The following is a 20842-nucleotide window of genomic DNA, read 5'->3' as shown; positions in this document are numbered from 1 at the left end:
GTTCACAACTCCTTGAGGTCGGCCGCGAACTGAGCGAGCGTCCAGACGGACAGCCCGGCGAAGTGAGCCACCTTTGTGAGCGTCACCTCGCCGGCGGCGAGACGTTCGCTCTTGCTCCCATCGAGGATCCACCCCCACAACTGATACCTCCGCCGTCGTTGTATCGACGGGTACGAACGATGCACGCTCCCCCACTACCGGATCGATCGATCGAGGCGTTCGCAGAGGTGGCCGGGCGGGAGCGACTCGAACGGCTCCGGTCGCTCGCTACAACGCTTGACGACGTCCGGATCCTTCACGTCAATTCGACCGCGACCGGCGGCGGCGTCGCGGAACTGCTCCGTTCGATCGTTCCGGTTTGTATCGACCTCGGCGTCGACACCGACTGGCTCGTCATGGACGCCGGCGACGACTTCTTCGAGGTGACCAAGGCGATCCACAACGGGCTCCAGGGTGAGGGGGCCCGGCTGACCGAGGAGATGAAAGCGACGTATCACGACGTGACCGACCGAAACGCTGCCGCGCTCAAAGACGAATACGACATCGTCGTATTGCACGACCCGCAACCGCTGGGGATGATCGACCGAGTCGAAGAAACCCTCCCGAACGCGCCGATCGTCTGGCGCTGTCATATCGACCTCACCGATCCGTCCGACGAGTACCTGGCATTCCTTTCCGAGTACACGGGGCGGATCGATCACGCGATCTTCAGCCGATCGGCCTACGAACTCGAACTCGACGTTCCGATGAGCGTTGTCTACCCCTCGATCGATCCCCTAACGGCGAAAAACCGCTCGCTTGACGAGGAAGCGATGGCAGTCGAATGCGATCATCTGGACCCCCTCTCGTTCGACGCGCCGGTCGTCGCGCAGGTTTCACGGTTCGACCCGTGGAAGGACCAGTTCGGCACCCTGAATGCGTACCGGCGCGCTTGCGAGGCGATTCCGAACCTCCAGCTGGCGCTGGCCGGCGGAATGGCCGCCGACGATCCCGAAGGATTCGAGCTGTACGAACGAGTCGCCGCGGAGGCGGTCGACGATACAAATGTACACGTGCTGACCGATCTCCCGGACGCGACGGTAAACGTCCTGCAGCGTCGATCGGACGTTGTCGTCCAGAAGTCACTGCGCGAGGGGTTCGGACTGGTCGTTTCGGAAGCCCTCTGGAAGCGCACACCGGTCGTCGGCTCGAGCGTCGGGGGCATTCCGCTGCAGGTCGAAGACGGTCGAAACGGCTATCTCGTCGAGCCGGCCGACACTGCGGGCGCCGCGGATTGCGTCGTCGACCTGCTCAAAGACGAGGACCGTCGAACGAGGTTCGGGGCGAACGGTCAGGAGCACGTTCGCGAGCGCTTTCTGCTTCCTCGTCAACTTGCAGACCTGCTCGACGTCCTCGTCGAGGTCTCGAGCACCGGGCGCTGATCATCGAGAACGAGGAGTTTGACCGGCGCCGTTCGATGCGCCCCAATATTTCAGATTGCTGCCCGATGGTTCTTATACGCTCGGAGGGTCGGGTAGCTACAGTCGTGCGGTTGCGCCGTCCTTCGCCGGTTTCTTCTCCGACCTCAAGGAGCGACCGAAGGGAGCGAGTAGGTCGGAAGCTCCACTTGAGTTATGCTGAATGCCACGATAAAGACCCATTACTGAACTGTGTTTTACACATCATTGTTCCGACCGTACCATTCTGAAGTCACTCCAAGTCGAGATTGATGGAGTATTGTCAATATAACTGCCACACGATATTGTAGATAACAATCAACATTGATTGAGTTGAGGTCGAATCTCGATGTCGACGTCTTTAGAAATTGAAGCACTGAATTCGTGGCTACGTTACTGCATCACCACGCAAAAAAGATCTCTCCGAGGCCGTATCCCACGTCAGTAAGTACGAATATCTGTCGCTACTCGAGTGATGGTATCGAACGGTCAACTCGTCTAGTTGGGCGCGATCTGATCAAAAAGTGGTTTCAGACCCGACGACGCTCGTTGAGCGTTTATATGATTCGCGATTAAGTCGTCGATCTAGCTGTGTGAGTTATTGGGTTATCTCCACACTGTTATGGCGTGTGACTGACGCACCAATCACTTCGCTTATAGACGTCGGCAGAGGTGCTCGGAGGATGCCGCGAAGCAAACAGTAAAATATTTAAAATGTGACAGGTAGCTGTGAAACGACAACTCATTGTGAGTTCACACTCGATATAAAAATTTCTCCGGGACGTCGGCGAGTCTATCACTGATCCGAACCTGTTCGTCGTCCGAGAGCGCGGTCAGCGGCGGAAACGGGCCGCCAACGTCGAGACCCCTCTCCCGAAGGGCGTATTTCAGCCCCGCCGTCAGGGAACTGCCATCGAACGCGTAGCGCAGGGGATCGATGACCGTCGTGTGCAACTCGAGTGCACGATCGTAGTTACCGGCCCGCGTCGCCTCGTACACCTCGACGAGCGCCTTCGGAGCGACGTTGGCGACGCCGGGAATGAGCCCGTCCGAGCCACCGGCGACGGAGATGATCGCGTGATCGGTGATCCCCTGGAGGACCGTGAACTCTTCGTCCGTTTCGGCGTTCAGCCGGGAGTGGAAGCGAGCGTCCCCGGAGGAATCTTTGATTCCGACGACGCGGTCGGAAGCCGCGAGTCTGCGGACGGACTCGACGCTGATCGGGGTGTGTGTCAGAAACGGGATAGTGTAGATGAGCACCGGGAGGGGCGAGCGCTCGAGAACCGTCTCGAAAAAGCGCTCGACGCCGGCGTCGTCCGTCTCGAGGTAGTACGGCGTGATCACGACGGCGACGTCCGCGCCGGCGGCCGCGGCGGTTTCGATCTGGGTGACGACATCAGCTACCGAATTCCCTCCGCACCCGGCGAGGACGGGTTTCCCGTCGGCGTGCTCGACCACTGTCCGAATCGCGGTTGATCGGTGCTCGTTCGTGAGGCTAGTGAACTCGCCAACGGTTCCACACGGAAAGAACCCGTCGACGCCGGCGGCCGCGAGGGTGGTAACGTGGGTGGCGAGTGTGTCGGTGTCGACGTCGTCCGTTGCGGTGGCTGGCGTGATCAGCGGCGGGTAGACCCCGGTCAGCTTCATACCCCGTGTAAACGACCCAGTAGCAAAAGGGTATGTCCTCGCAAACCGGTTGCGAGCAACAAACACGCCTATCGGACGGTGAGTATGGATGTAGACACTCCAGAAACCGGTGTCGATCCGAACGCCCCGCCGATCGAGACAGACTGCCGTTTCCGAAAGTCAAATGTAGCTCATCTCGGTATAGGGTGCCATGAACGAGACCGGGCGAACCATCCAATCGGTTCGGACCTCCTGTGAGATCTTGCAGGTGCTGCAGGACCACGGCGGCGCGCGAATTGCGACGATCGCCGACGAACTCGAGATGTCGAGGGGGAACGTCCACCACCATCTCAACACGCTCCGGCAGGAAGAGTTCGTCAAGAAGGAGGGCGACGAGTACGGGATCAGTCTCAAGTTCGTCGCGTACGCCGAATCGGCGAAACAGTCGGTCACCGAGTACGACGTCGTACGATCGGAGGTCGAGCAGCTGGCCCAGGACGTCGGCGAGGTGGTAAACTTCGCCGTCGAAGAGCACAGCTGGGTCGTCTACTTACACAAAGAACGGGGCGAAGGGGCCGTACACACGGCTGCGTTCCCCGGAACGCGGCTTCATATGCACTGTTCGGCCCTCGGCAAGGCGATTCTGGCACAGAACGACCGCGAGGAGGTCGAAGCCGTCCTCGAAAAACGCGGGATGCCCGCGTACACCGACCAGACGATCCAGGACAAAGAGACGCTCTGGTCGCAGTTGGAGACGATCAGGGAAACTGGCGTGAGCCACGACTACGAGGAGGTCGTCACCGGCGTCCGATGCGTAGCGGTCCCGCTTCGAACCCCTGCCGGCGACGTGTTCGGGGCGATCAGCGTCTCGGGGCCCAGCCAGCGGCTGACGGACCACATGTTCGAAGAGACCCTTCCCCAAAAACTCGCCCAATCGGCGAACGTGATCGAGGTGAATCTGCTGACGACGTCCTGAGACGCCGTCCGCGATACCGTCGTTTGCTCACTGGAAACGTGGAAGCCGGGAATCGCCACGAGTCGATCCCAACCGAACTGTTCACCGAACCTTCGCATGCGCCCGAACACCACTGATGTTACAATCCTATGTGCGTAATTTTCGTACTGACGTCCGACTCTTTTATAGAGAGCGGCTCTGTCGACCGCTTATGCTGGAATCGAAGAAGTTTGATAAGCGGAAACGAGGACGGTACCGCGTGACGTTCGTTTGATCCAAACGGATGAGTACCGGTCCCGGTTCGTACACGAACCCGCGGATCGACAAACCGTTCCCCGAAGACGGCGCTATGAACCGACGCAACGGGTGTGCTGGAGCACGAACCGTATACCTGAAGCGTCGAGCGGCTGCCTCCTCAACGGAGATTACACACCCGGGGCTCGAAAGTCGGAGGGACTCAGGCGGTTGCCTCGTGGGCTGCGCGTACCACGTCGGCGAGTTCGCTCCGAACGAGGTCGAAAATCGCGCTGCCCTTCTCGGCGGAGGCGAGTTCGGAGTCGCCGATCGCACCGCTGTCGGAGTACGCCGCAAACGACCGGTAGACGCCGAGTGGGCCCCCACGAAGCAGATCGACGCCGGCGTGATCGTAGTGATCGTCGTAGTACACCGCCTCCGTCGCCTCAGTATCGACGAGTTCGTCGTACAGGTGCAACATCAACGACGTCTCGTACTCGCCGCCGTGGGCCATCCCACTCGTGTCGCTCTCTCGCAGGTCCTCGATCGCGTCAGCCGCGAGGTCGAAGTACGTAAGCCCCATCACCTCCGTCTCCGGATGGGCCCGACCGATGCTCCCCGTTGCCGCGCCTATCAGGTTTTTGTTCCCGCCGTGGCCGTTCACCAGGATCACGGCGTCGAAGCCGTTGTCCAGCGCGCTGTCGGCGACGTCCTCGAGGACGCGTTTGAGCGTCTCGAAGCGCAGCGAGAGCGTCCCGCCGAAATCGCGGTGGTGCGGCGAGTGGCCGCTCCACACCGTCGGCGCCAGGACGACGGGGACGTCGTCGGCGATCGCGCTGACGGCGGCGTCCGCGACGGCCGTGACGAGCAGCGTATCGGTCGCCACCGGCAGGTGATGGCCGTGCTGTTCGATGCTGCCGACGGGCAAGACGAGGACGGACCCCGGCGTTTCACCCGTCTCTTTGATCGCTTCGTACGGGAGACTCGCCCACGCGTACCGCCGATCTGGTGTACCAGTCAGGAACATATCTCGAGTATCACAAGCAGGTCACAATAAAGTTGTGTCGCCGGCGAACGATTCCCGGCGCGACCGGCGGTCGCTCGAGAGCGCAACTCCCTCGGGCGGGGATCCCCGCCGATCGAACGCCGTTCGTGGCCGTCACCATATCAAACGCGTGACGGCGGTTCTCGCCTTAGCTGAAAGAGAGGGCGCTAAGCCCCCTTCCTCAGGATTCGAGTTGGATAGAGATTGGAACGCAGCTCTCAATGTGAAATCGCGTGGTCTAGAGAAACTAGGAGTGGTTCACTCCAAAGTAACGCCTGTGAAGACTGCGACCGCTGTGGACTCGTTTTCCGTGTCTGCAAGTCGCGTCGTTGAAACAGGAAGCCCCTGCCTCAAGGAACGAACGGCGCGAGCCGTGAGTGAGTAGGCAGGGGTAGTTCACAAGTACTTCCCGTCGGTTGCGGGATCGATCGCGTGTTCGTCGATTTTCCGTTCGTCCACCTGGATTCCCAGTCCGGGGCCGTCTGGTACCGTAATGGCGCCCCCGGAGATATCCAAGCGCTCTTCGAGGACGTCATCCTCCCACGCGTAGTAGACGGAATCCGGCGGGAGGTTGAACCCGGGAATCCCGTGTACGGCATGCATGATCGCCGCGGTGCGAATCCCCAGGTCGAATGCACAGTGGTGGGTTACGGGAATCCCCGCGTCCTCGGCGATCGCCGCCTGCTGGCGAACGCCCGTGATCCCGCCGGCGGGCGTCAGGTCGACGACGGCGACGTCGATGCCGCCCTTCTGAATGAGCGACCGGAGGTTGTGCGCGATATACATATCCTCGTTCGGCCCGATCGGCTGGGGCTGACGGTGGCGTAACGCGGCGAGTGACTCGTGGGTGTCGACGCGGATTGGCTGTTCGAGGTACTGCAGGTAGACGCCCGCATCGGCGAGGGTGGCGCCGACACGGACGGCCTCGTCGACCCGCCAGCCCTGGTTCGGATCGAGGCGGAACTCGAGGTCGCCGTCGACCTCCTCGTCCATCGCGATGATCCGCTGGACGTCCTGTTTCCAATCCCGCCCGGCTTTCGTCTTCAGCACCGAGTACCCCTCCTCAAGTGCCTTCGCTGCGTGCACTCGAGACTCCTCGGGCGAGAGGATGCCGAGACAGTACGCCACCTCGACGCGCTGGCTCGCGTTCCCCGTCGCGTCACGTCGCATGTCGGTCTGGGATCGGGCAGTCCACCCGCCGAGCAGTTTGTAGATCGGTTCGCCGAGTGCCTTTCCGACGATGTCCCAGCACGCCGTCTCGACGGCCGCGAAGAACATGTCGATGTTCGAGTACTCGATGAAAAACAGCCGTCGCAGGCTCTCGACCTCGAAGGGAGAGTGACCCGTGACGATCGGGGCGACGCCCTCTTCGATCACGGAGATCGTCGCGGCCGGCGTCAAGAAGACGCGCATCTCTCCCCAGCCGGTGATCCCCTCGTCGGTCTCGACTTTGACGACGACTCGCGTAACGTCTTCGACCGCACCGTGGTTCGTGACGTACGGCGCGATACCCCCGTCTTCTCGGTCGGTTACGTCAATATTTACGGCGTGTGCTGTTACGCTCGATATTTCCATACTGGACCGTTAGCATACAGCAATTTGAATGTTACCCCGCGCACGGTGGCGCGGGGAATCCTGCCCTCACGAAGACAGGCTTCCTGTTTCGATGACGTGACTTGCAGACACTCGCTGGAAACCAGCGGTATCCACAGCGGTCACAGTCTCCACAGGCGTGGATTCGGGCCATCCCAGCCCTACTTCAGAAAAACCGCGCTTCAAGACGTTCATCGACGCGTTCGCATCCCTATCCGTCTCAAACCCACACGCCGGACACGAATGCTCCCGAACCCAGATAGGCTTTGCCGTCTCCATTCCACACGACGCACACTCTTTCGTCGTCCCTCGAGCAGGCACTTGAACGACATGCGTGCAGTACAGGTCGCCCTTGTATTTGAGTAGGGTGATGAACTGCCCCCACGCCGCGTCCTGCTTGTTCCGCGCGTTCCCATCTCCTTGAAGCATTCCGGCGACGTTGAGGTTTTCGACGAACACGGCGTCATATGTCTTGACGAGCCACGTCGTCAACTTGTGTTGGAAGTCCAGCACCTTCCGCTTGACACGGCGCTTCACCTTGGCGACCTTCCGCCGTTGCTTCTCATAGTTGTTCGACCCTTTCTCCTTCCGCGAGAGCTTACGTTGCTCGCGCCGGAGTGGTATTCGCCTCGCAATCCAATATAAACTCGGGTGTCGACCCCCGTCCGGCAAGAAGACGGAGTGGGGTCCTGGTGGTGACGTCCGAGTCGACCGGGGTCGAACCGAGAGACGATCACCTCGGATTGTCCGTAGTGTCACGACTGGACCGGTGACCCGAGACACAGCAGCGGGCGCGTCGACCAGCTGGAATCATCGATCGCTCATTGCCTGCGTTGCACTTTCCCGTTCCTCCTCGCCCGGTGGCTCGCGGTTGGCGATCGTGTCACCCGTTTTCACGTCGAAGAGATGCAGTCGCTCTGGGGGCACGTGGACGGAGATCGTCTGTCCCTCTTCGATGTCGTAGTAGCCGGGAACGCTCGCCGTGTACGTGACGGTCCCGAGATCGAAGTAACCCAGCTGTTCTTTTCCGAGCGGTTCGACGACGGAGACACCCGTCGTAAACGAGTACTCGTCCGGACCGCCCGCATTGACTTCGAGGTCTTCGGGGCGGATACCCACCGTAACCTCCTCGACTTCCTCGGGCAGTTTCGCCGCTACCAGTTCGGAGACCACGTACGAAAAGTCGGCGTGCTCGAACGTCGTCGTTCCACCAGAACGGTCAACGGCCACGTCGATGAAGTTCATCGACGGCGAGCCGATGAACCCGGCGACGAACCGGTTTTGGGGTTCGTAGTAGGCTTCGATCGGCGTCGCGACCTGCTGGAGTTCGCCCTGATTCAAGATGGCGATCCTGTCCCCCATCGTCATCGCCTCTACCTGATCGTGTGTCACGTAGATCGTCGTTACGCCGAGTTCGTCCTGGAGTTGCTGGATCTCCGTTCGCATCGTGGTTCGGAGCTTCGCATCGAGGTTCGACAGCGGCTCGTCCATGAGAAACACCTCCGGATCTCGGACGATCGCCCGGCCGAGCGAGACGCGCTGTTGCTGCCCGCCGGAGAGTTCGTTCGGCATCTTCTCCAGCAGGTCCCCGATCTCCATGATCTCGGCTGCCTCCTCGACGCGCCTGTTGATCTCGTCTTTCGGGATTCCGCCCTGCATCTTGAGGCCAAACCCGATGTTGTTTCGAGCCGAGAGGTGAGGATAGAGTGCGTAGTTCTGAAAGACCATCGCCAGATCCCGGTTCTTAGGTTTCTTGCCCGTGATTCGCTCGTCCCCGAGATAGAACTCCCCCTCGCTCACCGTTTCCAACCCCGCGATGAGGCGCAGGAGTGTCGATTTCCCGCTGCCGGAGGGACCGACCATAACGAGGAACTCCCCGTCCTCGATCTCCATCGAGACATCATCCACGGCAACGATCTCCCCCTCCTCGCCGCTACTGAATACCTTCGATACCCCATCAATGGAAAGATGGCTCATTCTGGGCGAGTGTTCCCTCCATTTTGGTAAAAGTGTTTGGGTGAGCGTGCCACTACCACGGCTGGTTGGCACACCATCTCGGGCACAGCCTCGTCGCAGAGTCGGCGATGGCGGCCACTTCACTGACGATTCGAGTGTAACCTGCACCGACGTTCGGCCGCATGTTAACATACTGAAAATAGACCTATATACCCTGACCTTTGTTGTATCATAACATGCGAGACGTCAGCAAAAGCGCTGGAGGGAGGCGTACGTATCTGAAAGGGATCGGCGTGGGTCTCGGGGCTGCGTTAGCCGGCTGTCTCGGTGGTGGGGGAGACGGCGATAGCGGTGGTGACCTCGAGTTTCTCACGTGGAACCTGGCGTTTCTGGAGGATTCGATTAACGGCTACATCGACGACTGGGAGGAGGAGTACGGCGACGAGTACGACGAGTTCGAGTGGACCTGGACCGACCAGGGCGGCGACGAGGTACTTCCCTACTACGAGTCGGGGCTCCAGGGTGGCGATCCCGCCACGGTCCTCGACGCGGAGTTCGGTTCCCACGCGTCGTTCGCCGCGGACGGCGTGCTCGCCGACATCGAGCAGTTCGCGGATGACGAGTTCCTCGACCGCTTTAGCGAGACGTCTCTGGATCTCGGCCGCTACGACGGGACGCTGTACGCCGCTCCGTTCTATCTCAACAGTCAGATGACCGTCTCCAACGTGGAGTATTTCGACCAGGCGGGGATCGAGCCGCCGAGCCTCGGCAACTTCTGGTCGACCGACGACTACCTCGACAACGCAGAACAGCTCGTCGAGGAGTCCGACGCCGAGTACGGGCTGATGTCGCTCATTCACAGCTTCACGGCGTGGGCGTTCTTCTTCAGCGAGGACATCGACATTCTCAACGAAGAGGGGACGGAGGCGGTCCTGAACACCGATCGTGCCGTCGAAATTCTCACCCGGATGGCGGAGTTGACCGACGAGGGTATCATCCCCGAAGTCACGTGGACCGGCGACTTCGAGGAGACGAGCGAGTTCTACGCCGTCGGGGACACCGCGATCGGCTTCACGCGCGACTCCGCGCTTCGCCCCATCCAGGAGCAGGGCGAAGACTGGGTCGACGAGGAGTCGATCGAGATCGGTCCTGGCCCGGAGGGCGGGAACTTCGCCGAGTTCCACACGCTGAGCATTACCGAGTCGGACCACTCTGAAACGGAGCAGCAGGCGGCGTTCGACCTGATCGACGTGATCACGAACACCGAGTGGCAGAAGGACTTTCTCAGGGAGACGACCGTACTCGTCCCCAACGAGGAGGCGCTGGACGAGCTAGCGAACGACGACGAGTACCGCGAAGATCGTCCGCTGCTGGCGCAGCTGTACGACCAGTTCAATACGATTTCGGACGACCTCAGCGTCGTTCCGATCGTCCCGGAGCTGCCGGAGATCGACGACATCGTTCGCGCGGAGATGGGATCGGCGGGCCTCGGCGAGAAAGACCCCGAAGAGGCGCTTCAGGACGCCGAGGACCGGATCAACAACGCCCTCAACTAATACCGAGGAACTACCCCACTACCGAATTCACTCAATGTCGTCACTAGCCACTCTCCAAGACCGGGTTGCGGACCTCCGAAACGGCGAACTCGAGTTGAGTCGCTACCAGCGTCGAACGCTCATCGCCTGGGTGGTTCTGACCCCGCTCGTCACCTGGCTCATCCTGTACAAGTACATCGCCTTCCTCTACAACATCGTTCTCTCGTTTCACGAGCGGTCGCGGGCGGGCGACCTGACCTTCCTGGGACTGGACAACTGGGCCGCGCTCGCGAGCGACCCAGTGTTCCCGACCGCGCTGATGAACACGATTTTGTTCTTCCTCGCGGTGCCCGTCGCGATCGCGATAGCGCTCGGAATTGCACTACTACTGAACCGTCGGTTCCCCGGGGTTGACGTGTTCCGGGCGATATTCTTCCTGCCGTACATCACGATGATGGTCGCCGTCGCCGTGATCTGGCAGTACATCTTCAGCACCGATTACGGCGTGTTGAACTACTTCCTGTTAGAGCTCGGCTTGATAAGCGATAACATCAGCTGGCTCGGGAGAGCGTGGTACGCTCGGCTGTCGATCTTCATGATTCAGGTCTGGACGACGGTTGGCTTCTTCATGCTGATCATCCTCGCCGGGCTCCAGAGCATCCCACAGCAGGTGTACGAAGTGGCGAGCATCGACGGCGCCTCACGGTACCAGAAGTTTCGCTACATCACCCTGCCGCTGTTAAAGCCCACACTCGGGATCTGTGCGCTCGTTGGGATGGCGAGTACGTTCCGGCTGTTCGACGTCGTGATGGTCATGACAGGTGGCGGACCCGGAAACTCAACGGAGATCCTCCTCACGTGGATCTACAAGCAATCGTTCAACTACAATGACTTCGGCTATGGAGCCGTGCTCAGTATCATCATGGTCGCAATCACACTCATCATCGCCTTCGGCGGATACAAACTCCAGACGGAGCAGTACACATGAACGGAACGAACGGATTCGTCGACCGAAACGACGTCACGAACGCGTTCAAAAAACGCTTCGGTGAGAGCCGCGAGGAGTTCGGCGCGAAGGCGCTGTACTTCACGCTGAGTTGCCTGCTGGCGCTCCTCTTCGCGTTCCCCTACTACTGGCTGGTCCGCGTCGGCTTCGTCTGGCCGAGCGGGGCCATCCTCGGTGAGCGCCCGTCGCTGATCATCGAAGACCTCAGCTTCTACAACTTCGTGACCATCTACTACGAGATCGCACTGCTCCGCTACTTCCTCAACAGTGTGCTAGTGTCGTTGATCGTCATCGGTAGCCAACTGATCATCTGCTCGCTAGCGGCGTACGCCTTTACGATGGAGTTCTACGGACGGAAGTTCATCATGGGCGTTACCGTCGCAGCGATGCTGATTCCGTTTCACACGATCTTCCTGACAGACTATCTCGTCACCGTCCGGCTGGGGTTGGTGAATTCGTACGCTGGCATAGCCATCGTACACGCCGTGAGTATCGTGAACCTGCTTATCCTGTACTCGGCGTTCAACTCGATCCCGGACTCGATGATCGAAGCCGCTCGACTCGATGGCGCCTCTGAAGCGTTTATTCTGTTCGGCGTGATCTGGCCGAACGCTAAACCGGCGCTGACAGCGGTCGTCATTCTGGCGTTCGTCAACTCCTGGAACGAGTACCTGTGGGTGTTGCTCGTCGCGACCGACGACTCGTACAAAACGCTCCCCGTCGTCCTCGCAGAGTTTCAGTCCCAGCTGACGGGCGAGTTCACGCTCCAGTACGCGTTCGCGATCATCGTCCTCGTCCCGATCGTGATCCTGTTCGTCCTCCTGCAAAAACACTTCATCCAGAGCGTCACGATGAGCGCAATGAAACAGTGATTCAAATGGACCTGAAAATACCACCGCTGATCCTGCTCGTGGCGGAGAAGGTGACCGTGCGGAAGCTGCTGTTCAATCGGATCTCGATCGTGCTGGCGGTCGCCCTCGTCATCTCGATCGGGGTGTTCGGGTACGTCTCCGCGAATAACGACGGAAACATCCGCGGCACGGTCGTCGACGCCAACGGCGACCCCGTCGAAGACGCAACCGTCATCCTCGGCGAGGAGCGACGCCTCGGTCAGAACCCGACGCACGAGACGACGACCGATAGCAACGGCGAGTACCAGTTCACCGGGATGGAGGAGGTCCTCGAGTTCAGGCTACAAGCGTTCGGACCCGACGAGACGACGGAGAGCGAACAACTCCGTATCCACCTGAACTTCCAGGGAGAGAACTACGAACAGGACCTGGTACTGGACCAGTCCAGCTGAGACGAACGTCGACGAAATCAATGGTGTAGACAGGACAGGCACGCAATTTTTTATCGTCTCGCCTCCAGTACACAGTACGCGATGGATTGTCATTACAACGTATACGGATGTTTCCGAGAGCCGAGTGCAGATATCGAACTCGCAAAACGGGCCGTCGATGCCGGATTCGGTGGGATCTGGATCGGCGATCACTTCCTCCCGTGGATCAGTTCGAGACCGTACACCCATCACATTCTCCCGTGGTTCGGGGCGCTGATGAACGAAGTTCCGGACGTTCCGGTCGGGACGTCCGTCACGTGTCCGATGCTGCGATACCGCCCACCGCTGCTCGCACAGGCGCTTGCGACACTCGACAGCATGTATCCGGGACGGTTCCACCTCGGTCTCGGTGTCGGTGAGGCGCTGAACGAAGCACACTTTTTGGACGACTGGCCGGAGTGGGGCGAACGAGCGGCCATGATGATCGAAACGATCGACCTCCTCGAGAAGCTGTGGACTGCAGACGAGTACCTCGAGTTCGACGGCGAGTACTTCCAGTACGAGGGGATCCGACTCCACACCGAGCCGAAAGCCTCGCTTCCGATCCACTGGGCGGCGTGGGGTCCGACGTCGTGTACGCTCGCGGGAAAACACGCGGACCACCTGATCACAGCGGCATCCCCGAAGAAGATTCGTGAGAAGATCATCCCTCCGTACAAAGACGGGCTCTCGACTCGAGGGCGGAGTCTCGACGATGTAGACGTCACGACCGAGGTGTCGATCAACATCGGAGATCCGGACGAACTGGTACAGGAGATCCGCGACCGTGGTGAGTACGTCCCACACGATCAGATAGACAGCACTGACCCGCGGGAGATACAGCGCGAGGCCGACGACCGTCTCGCCGCGATGTCGGACGAGGAGATCCGCACCAAATACAACATCACGGACGATCCAGAAGAGGTCGTGAGGTTACTCCGGGAGTACGAACGAGCGGGTGTCACTCGCGTACTCGTTGGCTCGAAATGTGGCGATCCGCACGAAACGATCTCGGTCATGGAGGAACACGTGCTCCCCGAATTCGACTGAGCGATCTACGCGTTCCTGCGAACAAAACTGCCGAGAACGTAGTCTACAGTCGCCCGTCAGTTCCAGTCTTTCGGGCGGAGTCTCGTCTCTTTTATGATCGGGGATTTTGGTGTGGTAAAACCATATAATCTGATTTCCACCATGTTTCCAAGGGAACCAATATTGTCCAATATGAGAAATATTTGGGGTGTGAATCGGCTTCAGTTTCGAGGACTTCCTGGAGAAGTAGTTTCGTCCGCCCACTGTGTACCAGAGCGATCCTCTCAGAACACCGGACTGGTGAATATACTCTATCTTCACGGCCGACGGTGTCTAGGGCCAAAGTCCGGAAGAAATCATAAATGACTAAAATTAAATACAGTATGACTGAACGGCGGTTCCTGGGAGACGTCACACCGATACTAGTTGTAACATGAAGGGGCGCGCGCAATAGCTTCGACAGAGTATTGCAAAGATTGTAGAATAGCCCCCCAGAGTTTTTGACGTAGTAAAATTATCTTGATGTGTTTGGGCTATAGAATCAATGGACGACGAACCGAGGATCTGTTCTGTACGCTGAGCGGGTTGAACACACCCGGGCCGTTCGAGACTCGTTGGTCGTCTGCGAAAGAGCGACCTCCGGTTCGGGATACCCATGAAACTGTATACGCAGTCGATGTCGAGAGAGCACGCGCTCTCGAGTCACCGCTGACAGTAAAGACGTCAGAGCGAGGACTCAGATCGAGAAAGTCGATCCCGTCCAGGTCGAATCCGACCCCGGAGAGTGTCACCGGTCTTCGCTTCGGACTCCTCGAGATTGATGAACAGCACGGTCTCACCGGCATCGGCTCCGTCGCGAAGAAAGTGCAGCCCCAATAGCGTTTTTCCGGTTCCGAGCTCCCCGCGGAGGAGATAAGCGTCACCCGCGAGATAGCCGCCGTGTAGTACGTCGTCGAGCCCAGCGACTCCCGTTGAGAGCCGGGGTGGCAACCCAACCATACGTCGCCGACACTCACCTGCTATTTTCCCCGGTCTGTACCGATCAAATACCGTAATTCGACGAAGTCGCAGATATTCATCTCACCGTCTCGAGTCCGTCCGCGAACCCTGTGAAGGGAGACACCGAGGTGTCGACGGATCACCCCTCAACTCCGTTTCGCACACGCTGCGTGCGCCCGCTCGAGGGTCCGATCACCGTTCTCCGCAGACGATACATTGTTTCACCATAAATCGGCCGTAACTACACCCTACCTCCCGAATTCGGCCGCGTCCCACCCACGCCACCGCGGTTCCAGTAATCCACGAAACCGGCAGTAAGCGGTTTCTTCTCGCTGTCAACGCCCAGATACCAAAGGAAGTCTTCAGCATAGGAAATTTCGGGTCGCTTCAGACTCAGTGAGCAAAGAGATTCAAATGATCGAATATATCGACCCGAGACCATGACAAACCTCCCCCAACTGAAATCCATCCTGATTGCATGCATGGTTGTACTGTCTGTTCTCGCGACCGCGCCGGTAGCGATCGCAGACGACAGTCCGACACAGACCGTCGAAACACTCGAAAACGGTGACGACCTCTACCTCGCCTTCGGCGCCGACACCGGCGACCAAAGCCTCGAGGAGTACGTCGACGCCCACCTGAACGGTGACTCCGATGCCACCTCCGAGGTCATCCAGTACCAGAACGTCGGCCAGGTGAACATCCACGAGGAAGGCCTCGCGGTCTCCATCGCCATCGGCGGCGGAGACGCCACGGCCATCCAGCAGGTGGACCAGTACAACGACAACGTCCAGGACGGCGACGCCAGCGCCGCCAACGAGCAGATCAGCCACGAGACGCAGTTCGACAACGTCGGCGACGTCTACCTGCTCATGGGCAACGGCGACTCCCAGCAGTACGACGGCTGGGCGGTCGCAAACGGCGACGCCACCGTCAGCCAGACGGCCGACGCCACCGTCAGCCAGGCCCAGCTGGTCGACCAGACCAACATCGTCCAGAACGCGACCGCGTTCGCCTATGCCGAGAACGAAAGCGAGGCGACGGCGATCCAGGTCACCGAGCAGTCCAACTACAACCTCCAGGAGGGCGCGGCGAGCGCGGCGAACGTCTACGCCGACAACGCGTCCGCGGCCGACCCCGGTGAGCACGACAAACAGAAGAAACAGGACGGCCAGGACGGCGCTGACGCCGACCAGAGCGCGGACGCGACCGTCGAGCAGGCCCAGGAGGTCAGCCAGGCGAACGTCAACCAGCAAGGGACGGCGATCGCCATCGCCGTCGGCGAGAACGCCTCCGCGACGGCGATCCAACTCACCGAGCAGTCGAACCTCAACGAACAGGTCGGCTCCGCCGAGGCGCTCAACGTCATGCTCGATGCGACGGGGCTGAACATCGCCACCGCCGGCATCGAGGACGGCACTGACGTCCTCGCACAGGCGACCGAGGTCCACGACGATCCCGAGAAGAAAAGCGATGCTGACGCCGGCGCCGTCAACCAGACCGCAGAGGCCAGCGTCACCCAGTACCAGAGCGTCGAACAGGTCAACATCAACCTGGACAGTGCCGCCCAGGCGATCGCCACGAACGGCAGCACCGCCGACGCCGTCCAGCTGACCTACCAGCAGAACGTCAACGCACAGGTCGCCTCCGCCGAGGCGCTCAACATCTTCATCGACGACAGCGACCTCGACGAGAAAGAACGCAGCAAACTCGAGGCCGCGTGTTCGAACTACGAAGGCGTCGTGCTGACCGAGACGAGCGTCGCGACCATCGGCGGCGACTCCGTCGACGACGTCGACCGCCTGAGCTTCGATTACGACGGCCCGCACGACGAACTCAACGCCGTCGAGCAGTGGTCGACCGCCGAGGTCGAACAGAGCCAGAACATCACGCAGGTGAACTACCAGTCGAACACGGCGTTCGCAGTCGCCGAGGACGACGGTGAGGCCTCGGCCGTCCAGATCACGATCCAGGAGAACCAGAACGTCCAGTTCGCGGAAAGCGAGTCCGCCACCTACGCGGAAGGTGACACCGGTACCGACGCCGAGAAGGATACGAAGGACGACGCGAACGACACGGACGAGAAGAAAGACGAACCGGAAGAGGAGGAGAAGAAGACCGACACCGAGAAAGACGACACCATCACCGACGACGAACCGACCGACGAGAAGAAAACGGACGACGAGACGGACGCCGACGATGAGTACGACGACGACTCGATGCCCGGATTCGGTATCGCAGTCGGCCTCGTTGCGCTCCTCGTTGCCGGCGCACTCGGCCTGCGCCACAACCGGTGAACCGCGACGCGAACGGCTAACCGTCTCGAGAACTTTTTCTGCCGGAGTTTGACGCGGTGAGTCAATACCACGTCAGCCCGTCAGGATGTGCTCTCGATTCCCTCACCATCCACCCACGACGACAGTCGTAGACTCTCTCCTCTATCCGGTAATCCACCAACCGGTCCGCCGCCGTCGCCGTCATACTAACGCATCATCAAAACACTAAATATCAACCTTACTACAACGAAGAATCCCTTTGCCTGTAATTTTCCAACATATAGATAGATACTTTAAAAAATATTTAATAACTCACATAACATGTGTACGGGTGCGATGTCCGACTTACAACCATCGGCCGGCAAGCAGTTCGTTGAGTACCTCAAAGCCCACCCACGCGCGCTCGGTGCGCTGTTCACGCTCTGTCTGTTAGCTTCCCAGACCGGCAGCGTGGCGGCAGCCAACGGCGGCGCGATCTCGTAGTTCCTCACCACGAGCAAGACCTTTTCTTTACGGGTAGAAAGGCCTCTCAGCCGAGAGACGCTTCTACAGTACAGATGGTCAACAACCCCGACCTCACGGGTCGGGATATCCGCCTTGGCCGCCGAGGAACTCCCGTTACGGCCGAAACGTCACTACAGCGCTGAGATGTCGACGTCGTCGCTCCAGCGCAGTTCTCCGTGTATGCGGATGGGAACGTTCTCGAGCGCCAGAAATTGCCGTAGTTCGGTTCGCGAGAGTCGAAACGGCTTCAGGGACCCGCCGCTCAGGAAGTACTCCTCGTTGGAGGCGACGTAGGGGATAAACAGTGTGCCGAGCCCGCGGCGGGTGGTCGGGTACGTCCGAATTCCGACCGTGAAGCCCTCCCCGTTGCGCTCGATTTCACAGAGGTTGGGAACGCTGCTCTCCGCCTGGGCGATCGCGAGCCCGCCGTCACCGAGGACGACGTACTGCTCGCCGTGGCCGACCGCGTCGCGGGCGATCTCGTGGACGGCGTACAGCGGAAAGCCGCGGTTGAGCAGTTGGGCGATCGTCTGGCCCATCTCGATCGCCTCGCCGTTGACGACGTCGTCCAACGTCGCGATGCCGCCGATGCTCCCGCCCTCGATGAGGTGGATACCCTGCTCGTAGGACCGACAGGCGTTCAGGAAGAACGAGTCGGGGCCGACGGCCTCGAGGGTCGCCACATCCAGGCTCCCGTCGACGCATCTGATCCCGTCGCTGTCGATGTGACCGATGTAGTGCAGGAAGTCCACCGGCGTCTCGAGGACCGCCCGCAACTCCGCGACTGTCAGGTTGTGATGGATCGTCGTTTCGAACGGAAAATCGCTCCGGGAGCCGTACACCTCGTCGATGAGCGCCCGTTCGGCGTGCATACTGGTCAAGGGATCGTCACTCGGCGGCGACTCCGGAACCTCGTTGTAAACGACGGTGAGTTCGATGTCGCCCTCGACCTGCTGGCGGCCGATCCGGTTCCGATAACCCTCGAGTACCGCCTTGTTGACCCCCAACGGAACCCCCTCGCCGATCCAGAGCTCCTCCATCGTCCCCGTTCGCGCTGGCCGGACGGACGTCGGCGAGGCCCCGCGGGCTGGCGCGTCGGGACCGACACCATCGTGTCGACGGACCTCGTCGGCGACCGTCTGTCGGTCGTCAGGGGGTGCGATCTCCACGGCGCGCGTGGGGTGGACTACTGCGAGTCGGTGGGCGAGAAACGGGAGAAACTCGACGGATGCGGGCACGGGATCGACGTGTGCGGCGACCTTCCAGTCGGGGAGCAGCGGTTCGAGCGCCGAAAACGGGATCTCGAAGTAGCGCTCGAGGCGCGCTGCGGACGGACAGCCGTAGAGCGCTTCGCAGTCTACGTCGAGCTGTGACTCGAGCTGGCGGCGTTCGTACAGCGCCACGGGGTGGACGCCCTCGGTTCGGACCACACAGTCGAGGACGAACAGTCGCTTCAGCGTCCGTTCGACCCCGGTAACGTACTCCACTTGGTCGTCGAGGACGTAATCGAAACCGGTCTCCGTGACCAGTCGCGGCCTGTCCGCCGGAACGAGGCCGGCACCGAGGTAGTACGCCAGCGGCGCGGCCGCGTAGATCGACGGCAGGTCGGGAGGCACCTCGAGACGGATTTCCGTCTCGGGCGGCTCGAGCCCGTCCGGAATCCGCAACGAGTCGCCGCGGGCCACGACTGGAGGGTGGCCGCGGTTTGAGGGAAACGACCGTTCGGGGCTCAGGGTCTTGAGCCCCGAGGCGAACGTCGAGACGGCAGCCATCACGTCTCGTGGTTCGTCAGTCGTGGTTACCGTCGCGGCGGGCCCCTCGTGATACGAGGTCGCACCGATCGCAACCGGCGTCTCGTCGCCGAAGTCGATGTACGTCTGGAGCAGATCCGACGAGACGGTTACGCTAGCGTGGACGTCCACGTACAGCCGGATCGGCGCGGCGACCTCGAGACAGTACCGCCCCTCGGGGAGCGTCTCAGTTGCCATCTGCTCGACGCTCGCAAGGAACGTTCCCGTCTCGTCTCGGATGACGACCGGCACGACCGTCGGAAACGTGAGCGCACTCGTCGACAGCGAGACCGCCGCGTCGACGGGCGCGGGGAACGTATCGGGGTCCGCCCGCTCGAACGAGACGGGAGCGGGCGTCCAGAGGAGGTACCGATGGCGGTCGATCAGATCGAGCACTTCGACGCCGTACTCCCCGTCGGCTGGCTCGAAAGTGACGGAGTTTACAGATTGGGCCGTCGCCCTTCGGTCGGACGTCTCCCTCGAGAGACTCATCACGTACGTTACGGCTCAGTGAGGTAAATGCGCTTTCTCACGATTTCGGGAACGTTTCCGGGCGAAGCTCATACCCGTGGTAGTCAGTCGTAGCCGCCCCGCGCGAGAAACCTCGACCGTTCGGTGAGCGACCCGGCGGGAATGCGTTCATATACTTCGGGACGGTTCGTTTCGATATCCGATGTCACTGCTCGACCGCGTCGGGCCCCTCCGTCAGCCTCAGTACACCGGATCGGACCGCTGCTGGCCGTGTACCCTCGGGAACGTCGCTTTCCTCGTTCTCCTCTCGCTGGTCGTCGCACCCGTTTCCGTGACCGGAGGCGGACTCGTGTTGCTCGTCGGAGGCGCCACGATCTGGCTGCGGGGGTATCTGGTCCCGTACACCCCGCAGATCACCGCCGCCCTGTTCGAGCGCCGCAACGCTGACCCGACGCGTCCGGAAGACGGGACAGCGAACTCGCTCGCAGGTGATACGACCGACGTCGACGGCGAAGTGCTCCTTTCGGAACTCGCGGCGGCCGACGTCCTCGACGTTACGGCGGAATCGGTCGCCCTCACCGACGAGTTCCGCGATCGCTGGGACGGCGAAATCGCCGTACTTCGGGAGTACGACCACGCATCACTCGCGTCTGCCGTCCTCGAGGCCTCACCGGTCGCAGAGGACGTCGACGTGGTCGACCGGGACGGGCAGCGTTATGTCGTGCTCTCCGACGGGACGGACTCGATCACCGCCGAGTCGTGGGTCAGGCGCCCCAACGCGCTCGCACAGACGGCCGCGGTGCGCACGCTTGCCGCGTACGACATCTCCGAGAGTCGGCGGGCGTCGGCCGCGTACGCCCTCGGACTGTTTCTCACGCACTGTCCCGCCTGCGAAGCAGCGCTGACCGACGGTATCGTCGGCGGCTGTTGTGGCCCGCCACAGACGGCCGCTGACGGGACACCCAAGTCCGCGCTCACCTGCAACCGGTGTCAGGTCCACCTCCACGTATTCGAGTGAGCGATCGCCACTCCCCGCGATGCCGGAAACCGGTGGGTTTTGTGAGTG

At 60.8% G+C, this 20842-nt stretch carries 17 protein-coding genes and 2 pseudogenes; 11 read left to right on the top strand and 8 right to left on the bottom strand.

What is annotated here, in order from left to right:
- Positions 1 to 2: 2 nt before the first annotated feature.
- Positions 3 to 140 (bottom strand): hypothetical protein, encoded by a 138-nt coding sequence (locus NMQ11_RS18270; RefSeq protein WP_255171126.1) that lies wholly within the window; start codon positions 138 to 140, stop codon positions 3 to 5.
- A gap of 39 nt (positions 141 to 179) precedes the next feature.
- On the opposite strand from NMQ11_RS18270, the gene NMQ11_RS18265 reads away from it, so the two are divergent.
- Positions 180 to 1421, top strand: a complete 1242-nt coding sequence (locus NMQ11_RS18265) for a glycosyltransferase (RefSeq protein ID WP_255171125.1) — start codon at positions 180 to 182, stop codon at positions 1419 to 1421.
- A gap of 768 nt (positions 1422 to 2189) precedes the next feature.
- Here NMQ11_RS18265 and NMQ11_RS18260 read toward each other — a convergent pair.
- Positions 2190 to 3083, bottom strand: coding sequence for a dihydrodipicolinate synthase family protein (locus NMQ11_RS18260; protein ID WP_255171124.1), 894 nt, complete (start codon positions 3081 to 3083; stop codon positions 2190 to 2192).
- A 190-nt stretch (positions 3084 to 3273) separates the two neighbouring features.
- Here NMQ11_RS18260 and NMQ11_RS18255 point away from each other — a divergent pair, with 190 nt between their 5' ends.
- Positions 3274 to 4038, top strand: coding sequence for an IclR family transcriptional regulator (locus NMQ11_RS18255; RefSeq protein WP_255171123.1), 765 nt, complete (start codon positions 3274 to 3276; stop codon positions 4036 to 4038).
- Positions 4039 to 4474: 436 nt separating this feature from the next.
- Here NMQ11_RS18255 and NMQ11_RS18250 read toward each other — a convergent pair whose 3' ends face one another.
- Positions 4475 to 5278 carry a creatininase family protein gene (locus tag NMQ11_RS18250; RefSeq protein WP_255171122.1) on the bottom strand — a complete coding sequence of 268 codons (804 nt, stop codon included), beginning with the start codon at positions 5276 to 5278 and terminating at the stop codon, positions 4475 to 4477.
- A 193-nt stretch (positions 5279 to 5471) separates the two neighbouring features.
- Here NMQ11_RS18250 and NMQ11_RS18245 point away from each other — a divergent pair.
- Positions 5472 to 5681: pseudogene (locus tag NMQ11_RS18245) on the top strand (RNA-guided endonuclease TnpB family protein); the annotation flags it as partial.
- Positions 5682 to 5692: 11 nt separating this feature from the next.
- On the opposite strand, the gene NMQ11_RS18240 reads toward NMQ11_RS18245, so the two are convergent.
- The 3 genes and pseudogenes from NMQ11_RS18240 to NMQ11_RS18230 all read right to left on the bottom strand — a co-directional run bounded on the left by NMQ11_RS18240 (position 5693) and on the right by NMQ11_RS18230 (position 8866).
- The gene (locus NMQ11_RS18240; RefSeq protein WP_255171121.1) at positions 5693 to 6871 is read right to left on the bottom strand and encodes a mandelate racemase/muconate lactonizing enzyme family protein; all 1179 of its coding nucleotides are present in this window, start codon (positions 6869 to 6871) and stop codon (positions 5693 to 5695) included.
- A gap of 66 nt (positions 6872 to 6937) precedes the next feature.
- Positions 6938 to 7507, bottom strand: a pseudogene (locus NMQ11_RS18235) (RNA-guided endonuclease InsQ/TnpB family protein); the annotation flags it as partial.
- Between the two features lie 192 nt (positions 7508 to 7699).
- Positions 7700 to 8866 (bottom strand): ABC transporter ATP-binding protein, encoded by a 1167-nt coding sequence (locus NMQ11_RS18230; RefSeq protein WP_255171120.1) that lies wholly within the window; start codon positions 8864 to 8866, stop codon positions 7700 to 7702.
- A gap of 215 nt (positions 8867 to 9081) precedes the next feature.
- On the opposite strand from NMQ11_RS18230, the gene NMQ11_RS18225 reads away from it, so the two are divergent.
- The 5 genes from NMQ11_RS18225 to NMQ11_RS18205 all read left to right on the top strand — a co-directional run bounded on the left by NMQ11_RS18225 (position 9082) and on the right by NMQ11_RS18205 (position 13757).
- A complete protein-coding gene (locus NMQ11_RS18225; protein ID WP_255171119.1) occupies positions 9082 to 10401 on the top strand; it encodes an extracellular solute-binding protein in 1320 nt (439 codons plus the stop codon).
- A 34-nt stretch (positions 10402 to 10435) separates the two neighbouring features.
- A complete protein-coding gene (locus NMQ11_RS18220) occupies positions 10436 to 11368 on the top strand; it encodes a carbohydrate ABC transporter permease (protein WP_255171118.1) in 933 nt (310 codons plus the stop codon).
- Positions 11365 to 12258 (top strand): carbohydrate ABC transporter permease, encoded by an 894-nt coding sequence (locus NMQ11_RS18215; protein ID WP_255171117.1) that lies wholly within the window; start codon positions 11365 to 11367, stop codon positions 12256 to 12258. The genes NMQ11_RS18220 and NMQ11_RS18215 overlap by 4 nt, the downstream gene beginning before the upstream one ends.
- Positions 12259 to 12263: 5 nt before the next feature.
- The gene (locus NMQ11_RS18210) at positions 12264 to 12689 is read left to right on the top strand and encodes a carboxypeptidase-like regulatory domain-containing protein (RefSeq protein WP_255171116.1); all 426 of its coding nucleotides are present in this window, start codon (positions 12264 to 12266) and stop codon (positions 12687 to 12689) included.
- 81 nt (positions 12690 to 12770) lie between these two features.
- The gene (locus NMQ11_RS18205) at positions 12771 to 13757 is read left to right on the top strand and encodes an LLM class flavin-dependent oxidoreductase (protein ID WP_255171115.1); all 987 of its coding nucleotides are present in this window, start codon (positions 12771 to 12773) and stop codon (positions 13755 to 13757) included.
- A gap of 702 nt (positions 13758 to 14459) precedes the next feature.
- On the opposite strand, the gene NMQ11_RS20260 is transcribed toward NMQ11_RS18205, so the two are convergent.
- A complete protein-coding gene (locus NMQ11_RS20260) occupies positions 14460 to 14735 on the bottom strand; it encodes an ATPase domain-containing protein (RefSeq protein ID WP_425607715.1) in 276 nt (91 codons plus the stop codon).
- A gap of 482 nt (positions 14736 to 15217) precedes the next feature.
- On the opposite strand from NMQ11_RS20260, the gene NMQ11_RS18200 reads away from it, so the two are divergent.
- Positions 15218 to 17032 (top strand): PGF-CTERM sorting domain-containing protein, encoded by a 1815-nt coding sequence (locus tag NMQ11_RS18200; protein WP_345781474.1) that lies wholly within the window; start codon positions 15218 to 15220, stop codon positions 17030 to 17032.
- 315 nt (positions 17033 to 17347) lie between these two features.
- Positions 17348 to 17494, top strand: a complete 147-nt coding sequence (locus NMQ11_RS18190) for a DUF7503 family protein (RefSeq protein ID WP_255171114.1) — start codon at positions 17348 to 17350, stop codon at positions 17492 to 17494.
- 152 nt (positions 17495 to 17646) lie between these two features.
- On the opposite strand, the gene NMQ11_RS18185 is transcribed toward NMQ11_RS18190, so the two are convergent.
- Positions 17647 to 19797, bottom strand: a complete 2151-nt coding sequence (locus NMQ11_RS18185; protein ID WP_255171113.1) for a hypothetical protein — start codon at positions 19795 to 19797, stop codon at positions 17647 to 17649.
- Between the two features lie 181 nt (positions 19798 to 19978).
- Here NMQ11_RS18185 and NMQ11_RS18180 point away from each other — a divergent pair, with 181 nt between their 5' ends.
- Positions 19979 to 20794 (top strand): DUF8054 domain-containing protein, encoded by an 816-nt coding sequence (locus tag NMQ11_RS18180; protein WP_255171112.1) that lies wholly within the window; start codon positions 19979 to 19981, stop codon positions 20792 to 20794.
- Positions 20795 to 20842 lie beyond the last annotated feature (48 nt).

The sequence above is a fragment of the Natrononativus amylolyticus genome, from assembly GCF_024362525.1.
Lineage (GTDB): Archaea > Halobacteriota > Halobacteria > Halobacteriales > Natrialbaceae > Natrononativus > Natrononativus amylolyticus.
The sequence above is the reverse complement of the archived record's forward strand: the minus strand, read 5'-3'. Positions and strand labels throughout refer to the sequence as shown.

Bases quoted from the DNA above. Each gene is read 5' to 3' on its own strand.
- NMQ11_RS18265 (WP_255171125.1), top strand. From the start codon at position 180: ATGCACGCTCCCCCACTACCGGATCGATCGATCGAGGCGTTCGCAGAG.
- NMQ11_RS18260 (WP_255171124.1), bottom strand. From the start codon at position 3,083: ATGAAGCTGACCGGGGTCTACCCGCCGCTGATCACGCCAGCCACCGCA.
- NMQ11_RS18255 (WP_255171123.1), top strand. From the start codon at position 3,274: ATGAACGAGACCGGGCGAACCATCCAATCGGTTCGGACCTCCTGTGAG.
- NMQ11_RS18250 (WP_255171122.1), bottom strand. From the start codon at position 5,278: ATGTTCCTGACTGGTACACCAGATCGGCGGTACGCGTGGGCGAGTCTC.
- NMQ11_RS18240 (WP_255171121.1), bottom strand. From the start codon at position 6,871: ATGGAAATATCGAGCGTAACAGCACACGCCGTAAATATTGACGTAACC.
- NMQ11_RS18230 (WP_255171120.1), bottom strand. From the start codon at position 8,866: ATGAGCCATCTTTCCATTGATGGGGTATCGAAGGTATTCAGTAGCGGC.
- NMQ11_RS18225 (WP_255171119.1), top strand. From the start codon at position 9,082: ATGCGAGACGTCAGCAAAAGCGCTGGAGGGAGGCGTACGTATCTGAAA.
- NMQ11_RS18220 (WP_255171118.1), top strand. From the start codon at position 10,436: ATGTCGTCACTAGCCACTCTCCAAGACCGGGTTGCGGACCTCCGAAAC.
- NMQ11_RS18215 (WP_255171117.1), top strand. From the start codon at position 11,365: ATGAACGGAACGAACGGATTCGTCGACCGAAACGACGTCACGAACGCG.
- NMQ11_RS18210 (WP_255171116.1), top strand. From the start codon at position 12,264: ATGGACCTGAAAATACCACCGCTGATCCTGCTCGTGGCGGAGAAGGTG.
- NMQ11_RS18205 (WP_255171115.1), top strand. From the start codon at position 12,771: ATGGATTGTCATTACAACGTATACGGATGTTTCCGAGAGCCGAGTGCA.
- NMQ11_RS20260 (WP_425607715.1), bottom strand. From the start codon at position 14,735: ATGGTTGGGTTGCCACCCCGGCTCTCAACGGGAGTCGCTGGGCTCGAC.
- NMQ11_RS18200 (WP_345781474.1), top strand. From the start codon at position 15,218: ATGGTTGTACTGTCTGTTCTCGCGACCGCGCCGGTAGCGATCGCAGAC.
- NMQ11_RS18190 (WP_255171114.1), top strand. From the start codon at position 17,348: ATGTCCGACTTACAACCATCGGCCGGCAAGCAGTTCGTTGAGTACCTC.
- NMQ11_RS18185 (WP_255171113.1), bottom strand. From the start codon at position 19,797: ATGAGTCTCTCGAGGGAGACGTCCGACCGAAGGGCGACGGCCCAATCT.
- NMQ11_RS18180 (WP_255171112.1), top strand. From the start codon at position 19,979: ATGTCACTGCTCGACCGCGTCGGGCCCCTCCGTCAGCCTCAGTACACC.